The 9112-nt window shown below is 40.8% G+C and carries 11 protein-coding genes and 2 pseudogenes; 9 read left to right on the top strand and 4 right to left on the bottom strand.

The annotated features are described in order from the left end of the window. From VGD82_RS08590 to VGD82_RS08580, 3 genes and pseudogenes are all read left to right on the top strand, one after another. Positions 1 to 373 (top strand): annotated as a pseudogene (locus VGD82_RS08590) (LexA family protein); the annotation flags it as partial. Positions 374 to 467: 94 nt separating this feature from the next. Continuing rightward, positions 468 to 1874 carry an exonuclease domain-containing protein gene (locus VGD82_RS08585; protein ID WP_331020003.1) on the top strand — a complete coding sequence of 469 codons (1407 nt, stop codon included), beginning with the start codon at positions 468 to 470 and terminating at the stop codon, positions 1872 to 1874. 70 nt (positions 1875 to 1944) lie between these two features. Continuing rightward, positions 1945 to 2415: a DUF3429 domain-containing protein gene (locus VGD82_RS08580; protein WP_331020002.1), complete on the top strand. Its 471-nt coding sequence runs from the start codon at positions 1945 to 1947 to the stop codon at positions 2413 to 2415. 159 nt (positions 2416 to 2574) lie between these two features. On the opposite strand, the gene pqqA is transcribed toward VGD82_RS08580, so the two are convergent. Further along, the gene (gene pqqA, locus VGD82_RS08575; RefSeq protein ID WP_012777389.1) at positions 2575 to 2646 is read right to left on the bottom strand and encodes a pyrroloquinoline quinone precursor peptide PqqA; all 72 of its coding nucleotides are present in this window, start codon (positions 2644 to 2646) and stop codon (positions 2575 to 2577) included. Positions 2647 to 2807: 161 nt separating this feature from the next. On the opposite strand from pqqA, the pseudogene VGD82_RS08570 reads away from it, so the two are divergent. Then, positions 2808 to 3170, top strand: a pseudogene (locus VGD82_RS08570) (DNA polymerase V subunit UmuC); the annotation flags it as partial. 12 nt (positions 3171 to 3182) lie between these two features. Further along, positions 3183 to 3479 (top strand): septal ring lytic transglycosylase RlpA family protein, encoded by a 297-nt coding sequence (locus VGD82_RS08565; protein WP_331020004.1) that lies wholly within the window; start codon positions 3183 to 3185, stop codon positions 3477 to 3479. 78 nt (positions 3480 to 3557) lie between these two features. Here VGD82_RS08565 and VGD82_RS08560 read toward each other — a convergent pair whose 3' ends face one another. The 3 genes from VGD82_RS08560 to ccoN form a co-directional block, all read right to left on the bottom strand. Further along, complete coding sequence (locus VGD82_RS08560; protein ID WP_331020001.1) at positions 3558 to 3848, bottom strand: hypothetical protein; 291 nt, start codon at positions 3846 to 3848, stop codon at positions 3558 to 3560. A gap of 11 nt (positions 3849 to 3859) precedes the next feature. Further along, entirely contained in the window at positions 3860 to 4480 is a 621-nt protein-coding gene (locus VGD82_RS08555; protein ID WP_331020000.1) for an LON peptidase substrate-binding domain-containing protein, read from the bottom strand. 159 nt (positions 4481 to 4639) lie between these two features. After that, the gene (gene ccoN, locus VGD82_RS08550; protein ID WP_331019999.1) at positions 4640 to 6136 is read right to left on the bottom strand and encodes a cytochrome-c oxidase, cbb3-type subunit I; all 1497 of its coding nucleotides are present in this window, start codon (positions 6134 to 6136) and stop codon (positions 4640 to 4642) included. Positions 6137 to 6469: 333 nt separating this feature from the next. On the opposite strand from ccoN, the gene VGD82_RS08545 reads away from it, so the two are divergent. From VGD82_RS08545 to VGD82_RS08530, 4 genes are all read left to right on the top strand, one after another. Next, the gene (locus tag VGD82_RS08545; RefSeq protein WP_331019998.1) at positions 6470 to 7318 is read left to right on the top strand and encodes a LysR family transcriptional regulator; all 849 of its coding nucleotides are present in this window, start codon (positions 6470 to 6472) and stop codon (positions 7316 to 7318) included. A gap of 188 nt (positions 7319 to 7506) precedes the next feature. Further along, entirely contained in the window at positions 7507 to 8025 is a 519-nt protein-coding gene (locus VGD82_RS08540; RefSeq protein WP_331019997.1) for a GNAT family N-acetyltransferase, read from the top strand. 32 nt (positions 8026 to 8057) lie between these two features. Continuing rightward, complete coding sequence (locus VGD82_RS08535) at positions 8058 to 8411, top strand: hypothetical protein (protein WP_331019996.1); 354 nt, start codon at positions 8058 to 8060, stop codon at positions 8409 to 8411. A gap of 54 nt (positions 8412 to 8465) precedes the next feature. Further along, complete coding sequence (locus tag VGD82_RS08530) at positions 8466 to 8768, top strand: hypothetical protein (RefSeq protein ID WP_331019995.1); 303 nt, start codon at positions 8466 to 8468, stop codon at positions 8766 to 8768. Positions 8769 to 9112: the final 344 nt, after the last annotated feature.

The following is a 9112-nucleotide window of genomic DNA, read 5'->3' as shown; positions in this document are numbered from 1 at the left end:
ATGTATCCAAAGTATCTGCGGGCTTTCCTTCTCCGGCAGAGGAGTACGTAGATAAAAGGTTGGATACAAATGATTACTTAATTGATCAAAAAGATGCTACATTTTTGTGACCATCAAAGGTTACTCAATGGTCGATGTCGGTTTGTTACCTGATGACAAAGCTGTAGTGGATCGCTCAAGGACTGCCAGAGTAGGTGATATCGTACTTGCTGTCCTAAATGGTGAATTTACAATTAAAACATTAGGGAAACATACATCAGGTATGCCTAGGTTGTTACCAGCTAACAAAGACTTCAAGACAATCGAGATTACTGAAGAAATCCAATTTGAGGTATGGGGAGTAGTCATTGGATCCTTTCGGCGTTTCAAATAGTGGTTCAGCGAATGTCTTTAATCTTGATGAAACTTCAACTGAGCAATTGACTCCAATCCAGCAACTTATCGCCTTAACAACATAACAACTATTCATGTTACCAAGCTACGTATTACTAGACCTAGAAACGACAGGCGCTAGACCTCTCAAGGATCGAATCACTGAAATCGCATTGATTAAGTATGAAGGCGAGCAAGAAATGTCTCGTTGGCAAACACTAGTTAATCCAGAAGTTCCAATCTCCAGCTTTATCCAACAGCTCACCGGCATTAACAACGAAATGGTTGCGAATGCACCCACCTTTAAGCAAATTTCTGGAGAGCTGTTGGACTACCTAAACGGCACTGTACTATGTGCGCATAATGTCAGGTTTGATCATGGTTTTCTCAAGAATGAGTTTAAACGGATTGGCATCGATTTAAAGCAAAAGGTGCTTTGCACCGTTAAGCTCTCACGTAAGCTTTATCCGCAACATCGTAGTCATGGTTTGGACGCCATCATTGCCAGGCATGAACTCGTCTGTGAGTCCAGACATCGGGCGATGGGTGATGTAGAAATGATGGTAGGGTTCTTAAAGTCTGCACGTCAGGAATTGGGCGATGTTGTTATACGTAATACCGCAGAAGCGCTGCTCAAGGGCTCTAAAAGCTTGCCATCTCATATCGATGCGCAATTGATTGATGATTTACCAGAAACACCAGGCGTTTATCTGTTCTACGGCGATACCAGCCTTCCGTTGTATATCGGTAAAAGTATCAATATCCGCGAGCGTGTGTTATCTCATTTTAGTAGAGACCATGCATCTACCAAGGAGATGCGGATTAGCCAGGAAATCAAACATGTTGAGTGGATTGAAACTGCCGGAGGGTTCAGCGCATTACTACTTGAGTCGAAGCTAGTTAAGGAGCGCCAGCCCATCTACAATCGGCAACTAAGACGCGAAAGGCAGCTATGCTCATGGCGTATTGCTGAACACCCAACACAAGTTCCTATTGTCTCTTTAGTGCAAGTGGATGAGATAGATCCGGCTAACATGGGGCAACTGTTTGGAACGTTCAGGTCTAAACGACAGGCGACAGAAGTGCTGTATAAGATTGCTGAGCAACATCAGTTATGCCAGAAGGTATTAGGGCTTGAGTCCGGCAAGGGCGCCTGCTTTGCACACCAGTTAAAACGCTGCAAAGGGGTGTGTGCAGGTAAAGAAGCTTCAGAACTGCATTGCTTAAGGCTCACACAGGCAATGGCTGCGCATAAGATAAAGACATGGCCATTTAAAGGGAAAATAGGTATTCATGAGAAAAACCATTTTAATGACAAATCAGCCCTGCATCTATTTGAGCATTGGGTCTATTTAGGCTCTGTTGAGGATGAGTCTGCGTTAGATAAGATTGCAGAAGATAAATTGGAGTTGATATTCGACTTGGATACTTACAAGTTGTTACTGAAAGAGCTTGGTAAGCCCAAGGTTAAAATCATTGAGTTTGAATCAAGTCCGAGTTAATTGCAGATGTGGTTGCTAGGTGATGCTCGAAAGTTAAATATAATGAGAAAACAACTTCAATACTAAAAATATGACAAAACACTATCTTTCAGCAATGCCAAAATTGCTCGGCTACTGTGGCTTATTACCTTTTTTGGTTCCCACCGTATTTTTGTTTTTTGACTATGGCCATATTGATATGTGGCGTCATTTTTTATTGAGTTATGGTGCAATTATTCTGAGCTTCGTTGGCGCATTGCACTGGTCATTCGCAATGCTGCTGCATGAACTGCCGATAACCAAACAGCGCACATCATTTTTGTGGAGCGTAGTGCCATCCTTAATCGCGTGGATTTCGTTATCAATTCCAAAGAACTATGGATTTATGCTGCTTGCAGTGTTTTTTGCGGTGGCTCTGATACGTGATAGGCAACTATACAATCACGCTGAGTTGCCTTCCTGGTATATGCCGCTACGTAGGAATCTAACCTTGGTTGCAATGACTTGTTTGCTAATTGCTGCTTACTTAGGTAATGGAAGTAAGGTTGGTTATTTAATTTAATTAAAATTTAAATAACCAGGGTAATGAGTTCGTTGTAAGTTAGACAAATGTTCAGGTGAAAACTTCAGCGCCTGATTGCACCCTAAGACGCTTACTCCTGCCAACATTTATAGATGTAAAAAAGGGAGCCTAAGCTCCCTTTGTATTCGCATAATGAAATTATTTGTTCATTACGTACATTGTTACTTCAAAGCCGAAACGCATTTCAGTAGCTGCTGGTGTTGTCCACATAATAATCTCCTTATTTAGTTAAATTCAACGACTCGTTTGTTGATGTATGTATCTTACGCTGCATCAAAAAATCAACTCTATTGGTGTTCATGAATGCCGTATCAGTAAAATCATGAACCCGAATGCTTCACTGATTCTTGTTTGTTGTTACAATAATCAAAATGAACGCGTCAACCATTCCTGCCCAAACCCGTCATATCGCACTCATCGACGTGAACAACTTCTATGTGAGCTGTGAGCGTGTGTTTAATCCGCAGCTGGTTGGCAAGCCGATTGTGGTTCTTAGTAACAACGATGGTTGCGCTGTTGCACGTAGTAACGAAGTTAAAGCGATAGGTATATCAATGGGGGCGCCCTGGTTCAAGATGAAGGAACTAGCCAAACAGCATGGCATTATTGCGTTATCCAGCAACTATGCTCTGTATGCCGATATGAGTAATCGGGTCATGAATATTCTGAGACACTTCAGTCCTGATCAAGAAGTTTATTCGATTGATGAGTCTTTTTTAGACTTAACCGGATTTCATCACAATTGGATAGGACATACTGAATCGGGAGAAGCTTCTTTTTACGACGGTAAATTTCAGAATCGAAAAACGGCTAGCGGGGAGCGGTATAACCATAGTTTAAAAACAGCTGCTCATAACAAAATCCCTCTCGGCTCCAATGTGAAAGTTACGAACAAGAGTAATGGCAAGAGCGTTATTGTGAAAGTAAATGATCGTGGCCCGTTCGCAAAAGGTCGAGTCGTTGATCTTTCAAAATCTGCATTCAGTAGTATCGGCAACCCTTCTTCTGGCGTGATAAACGTCAGTATAGAAGTTGTTCAGTAGCACTTAACAATTTGTTCTGTGAATCGCCACCATCTTTGTAGAAGCTAATCAACCGTTTTTTTGAATTGATTTACTTCATTACTCAATAACTAACGGTAGCCCCATATCAATTCTAGCTAACCTCTGGGCTGTTTTTATCATGGATTCAGTGAAGTTCTCAATCTCAGTATCTGCCAGTGATATTTGCTTATATTTCTCTAAAGCTGGCTCAAACGATGCTTCTTGAACATAGGCGATCAATTGCATATAGCGATCACGTTGCTTGGTATTCGTGCTTTTAGTTTTCTCACAATGTAGGTTTTCCAGATGCATTGAGAAGTAGGCAATAAATTCAAGCTGAAAACTATTCTGTATGTTAATTTTGTCCATGTAGGCAAACCTTAAACTTTCTTACCTGAGTTTTCATGCAAAATATCATGGATGAGCTCCAGCCTTAAAACAGGACTGTCCAGTTGCATCAATCGCTGTTTTTGCAGCAAAGGTAAATCAAGTAACTCCACCCATCGATTGGCAACCCATGAAGCATCATGGAATTGATGCGGCTTAACCACAGGCATGTTTTCTGGTGAGGCTCCGTTGTCAGGTAAGGACTTCAACAAATTCTGGAGTGAGGTGGCTACGCTTTCTAAATCTTCAGGTATCGGAGAATTAAGGTCATTTGCAATGTCGTTCACTTGGCCAACTACTAAACCATCTGGCTGCTGTAAGTAAGAGTCAACTTTTACTCTATGTCTTCCGACGCAGCGAATTGTCATCAGGCCCACTGTCGTGACATCAGCATCTACTATGTCGACCAATGTACCTATGTTGGCAAATGGGAAGTAGCCCTCTGGGTAAGTTTCACCTTCTGGCATGACTGCAACAACAGCAAATGAGGATTTGTTCCTTAGGCAAGTGCGAACCATGTCTAGATATCTTGCTTCGAAGATGTTGAGTGGCAACAATCCTCCTGGGCAAACTACGACATTAAGCGGAAACAATGGAAGCGTGTAAGGTTTCATAAGGTGTAAGTATATGACAATTAGAATCACTCATACGTCACCATATAACTTTGCAACAGTGGTTTCTAGTATCAGCGATACACAACAAGAAAGCTTATTAGTGACTAATCTTTTCGTAGAAACTTACACACTTACACACTATCTTTTGGACTCATTGCATTAGGCATAAGAAACCGTTGAAGGTACCTTAGCGCGTACAGCCTTTCCACTTTGTATGGTTTTAATTGTGTTCCACAGCATAAGTATCATGCCTGATGCATACATTAAGCCTCCAAGCATGCGAATTACGTAGAATGGGTGCATTGCTTTAACAGACTCAACAAATGTGTAAGTTAATGTGCCGTCGTCATTCATTGCGCGCCACATTAGGCCAGCAGTAACGCCCGAGATCCACATTGCCGTGATATAAAGAACCACGCCGATCGTTGCCATCCAGAAGTGCAACTCAATCGCTTTCTTACTGTACATTTGTTTCAGTCCCCACAAGCGAGGTACCAAGAAGTAGAGTGCACCCATCGATACAAAACCAACCCAGCCTAAAGCGCCTGAGTGCACGTGACCAATTGTCCAGTCTGTGTAGTGTGAAAGTGAGTTAACAGTTTTAATCGCCATCATTGGACCCTCAAACGTACTCATGCCATAGAATGACAATGAAACAATCAGGAAGCGCAAGATAGGGTCATCGCGCAGTTTGTGCCAGGCCCCTGATAAAGTCATGAGGCCATTAATCATACCGCCCCAGCTTGGCGCTAATAGGATTAATGAAAGTACCATGCCTACTGATTGTGTCCAGTCAGGCAGAGAGGTGTAGTGTAGATGATGTGAGCCTGCCCACATGTAAGTGAAAATCAGACCCCAGAAGTGCACGATAGACAAGCGATATGAGTACACTGGGCGTTCAGCTTGTTTGGGAACAAAGTAGTACATCATCCCCAGAAAGCCTGCTGTTAACATAAAGCCAATTACGTTATGACCATACCACCATTGGATCATCGCATCTTGTACACCAGCGTAAGCTGAGTATGATTTCATCCACCCAGCTGGAATCTCCATGCTGTTTACAAAATGTAAAATCGCCAGAACAATGATGTAAGCGCCATAAAACCAGTTTGCTACATAAATATGTTTTACTTTTCTGGCTTTAATTGTGCCAAAAAATACCTTGGAATATAAAATCCAAACCACAAACAACAATATATCAATTGGCCACTCAAGTTCTGCATATTCTTTACCTGACGTATAACCTAAAGGTAACGATATTATCGCAGCAACAATTACTGCTTGATAACCCCAGAAAGTGTATCGAGCTAGTAGGGGGAATGCTAGTTTAGCTTGGCTGGTACGTTGCACGACATAGTACGAAGTAGCAAATAGTGCACAGCCGCCAAAGGCAAAAACCACCAAATTAATGTGCAATGGTCTTAATCTACCAAAACTTGTCCATGGTAAGCCTAAGTTTAATTCAGGATTTACAAGTTGGGCTGCAATTATCACGCCCATAAGCGTGCCGACAACTCCCCAAACTATCGCCATTATTGTGAAACGTCTAACAACATAATCATCATAAAACTCGGGGTGATTCAAATCAGCTGTTAGATTTGAAGTCGACGCGTTAACAGCAGGAGAGGGCGTTAATTTTGAAATTCTAATGTTCATTACTATTGTCTCAATCTAAAACTTATAATTTTCAGAAACTAGTTTTTAGAGAAAGTGGCCAATGTTTACTCATAACGGTAGTTATCAATTACACAATGTACTGGCGTTAAACATTATTGCTACTCACTAAATTAGAGTCAGTATGAGTTCTAAATTAGTCGATGGATAATGAATTTTAAAGAATTTTAAATTCAAAAAAATTGATATTAACTTGTCGTGTTTAGTTTGTCTTTTGAACACAAAAACAATACTATTAAGGCTATGTATGGTCTATTTGAGAATTAAATCCGAAAAATACAATGAGTGATTAATGAAAATTAATTTGATATAAAGATGGACATAAACTTAATTCGTACTTTTATTGAAATAACAAAAACCGGTAGCTTTATAAGTGCTGCAGAGCGGTTGTATGTTACCCAGACAACGGTAACATCTAGGATACAGACTTTAGAAGATCAGCTTAAATGCAGGCTATTTGTTCGTAATCGTAGTGGGGCAACACTTACTGAAAATGGTAAGCATTTTATAGCCCATGCTACCCAGTTGATACAGGTTTGGGAGGCAGCAAGAAGGGATTTACCATTACCTGAGGGTAATAAAGTTTCTATTAACATAGGCGGTGAGTTTAGCTTATGGAATCCATTGATGCTTGCCTGGCTAAATAAGCTCAGGGAGACTCAATCAGATGTGGCCATTAATGTTGAAGTTGGTGAGTCACATACTCTGCATCAAAAACTCGAACATGGTTTGATCGACATTATTTTGGTTCATCGCCCGGAGTATTGGGCAGGTATGCAAGTTGAACAGATTTTAGAAGAAAAGCTGGTAATGGTTCGCTGTCCATCCAAGCCAGAGCCTTATGTATATATCGACTGGGGTAAGGAGTTCCGGAAGCAGCACGATGCAGCTTTGCCTCATCTGGCCAAAACCAATCTGGTTATTAATTTTGGACCACTTGCATTGTTTTATTTACAAAACAATGGCGGCAGTGGCTATTTCAGGACTCGTGTCGTTCAAACTCCTTTGCAAGATGGCACGCTTGAGTTAGTACCTCAGGCGCCAGAGTTTTCGTATCCTGTTTACCTTATATACCCTCGTGATAAACACAATCTGGCAACATCCAGCACTTTAGCAACTTTAAGAGACACTATTAAAGATGAGATCAGCTGGTCACAGTATTAATTTGCATTCTGGCTTTATTAAGGGTGTCCGTAAGCTATAGTGTTTTCTGCGTCTCTATATTAATATTCACCAAAGATGACTGAGAAACATTAAAACCAAGAAAAAGCAAGGGATTCCAGCCATGTGCAACAAACATTCAATTATTAATATAGAGACCCATCGGTCTCTATATTAACTGTTAGGTGTCTATGGAAATTCGCACACTTCAAGAAACAGATAAAGCTCTTTACAGTGAGTTGTGGCGTAATGCGCTTTTGGAGCAAGACGAATTTTTCCGTATTTCTATTAAAGATGAACCATCCCCGCAAATTCAAACTAAATTCTCAAATGAAAGTTTTACCTTAGGCGCATTTATAAATGCCTGCCTTGTTGGAACTGTTAGTGTTGAGCGAGATTTAAGAACAAAGCTAAAGCACAAAGCACTTTTATTTCGTATGTTTGTTCATTCTTCGGCAGCAGGCAAGGGTGTTGGCAAGGCGTTGGTAAATGAAGCCATTTCACGAGCAAAGTCTATCCAAGGGTTAAGGCAGATATATCTCACAGTATTGGACGTGAACGAAAGGGCTATAAACCTTTACACCTCCGCTGGCTTTGAAACATTTGCTCATGAACCTGAGTCAGTAAAAATTAAAAACAAATTCATTGGTGAGCTACAAATGGTCTGTTTTGTAACAACACCTAACCCATCATTCAAGCGGGACGCCTAACGGCGCCCCTTAATTCAAACGTTAGGGGTAACATGTTTTTTCGTGTAATTGTCTTGTCCTTACTCTGCACCGCTACATCACTCGGTTATGCTAGCGAATCTGAATGTTCAAAACTTGCATCCAGAGTTGATAATGCAGAAGAAAACTATCGCCCTCCATTGGAAGCCAAAGTCATTGGAAATAGCAGGCTTTATTTTCATAACGCTCCGAGCAGCAAGTGCCAAGTGAAAGGAGTATTTGTAATTAAAGGTGATTCGCTTACCGTTTATAAATCTTACGATGGCTGGGTAAATGTTATGTTTATTGGCAAGGATGGAGAGGATTTCATCGGCTGGGTTCAAGAAAGTAAAATCAAGGTAATTGGTCAATATGGTCGCAACCCCTAACCCATCATTCAAGCGGGACGCCTAGCGGCGCCCCTTAATTCAAACGTTAGCCATATGAGTGCTTGGAAAATTAACACGCTCATGAATCAGCATTTTCCTGAGAGCGATTTTTCAAAACTTGCGTTAGTTAATATTGAAGGAAAACCTGAGGTGTTGGAGGCTATTCTAAAATTAAGCATAAACTCGGAAGAGTTGCTAATTTCTGTAAATCGCAAAGTTGGGGCTCGGTTATCGTTAAAAGACGCTGTAAATTTTATTCAATTCAGTATGGGCAAGGCTGAAATGAGAGTTAGTAATAGAGAGTTTACCCAATTCGTAATTGCTGCTCCAAATTGTACGGCTGTAGGCTTAAACTGAATCACCACTAGTTCACTATATGCTTTTGAGTCGCAATAATGGAAACAAAAAGAAGTGGAACTTGGATTGGCTGCAAGACTTATCCAGTTTCTTTATTTAAACAAGGATGGCTGAAACCTTAATTGGTTTCAGCCATCTTTTAGCTTATTGGGGGGAGTGATGATGGGGCCGAATAGTGGCAACAATACGGTAGTGGTTTATTTTTAAAGCCAAATTGTCATTGACCTAGTTTTGATTTGAAGTTTTTCTTGGCATGCTATTTCTAATCTAGATATGTTCGGAATAGTAAGGCTCGTAGTTTCTTTATATTTTTTAGCAAATTTTCTCACCCTGTTTTTTAAAAG

The organism is Methylotenera sp., assembly GCF_036401095.1.
GTDB lineage: Bacteria > Pseudomonadota > Gammaproteobacteria > Burkholderiales > Methylophilaceae > Methylotenera.
Note: the sequence above shows the minus strand (reverse complement) of the source record. Positions and strands in the feature narration are given on the sequence as shown.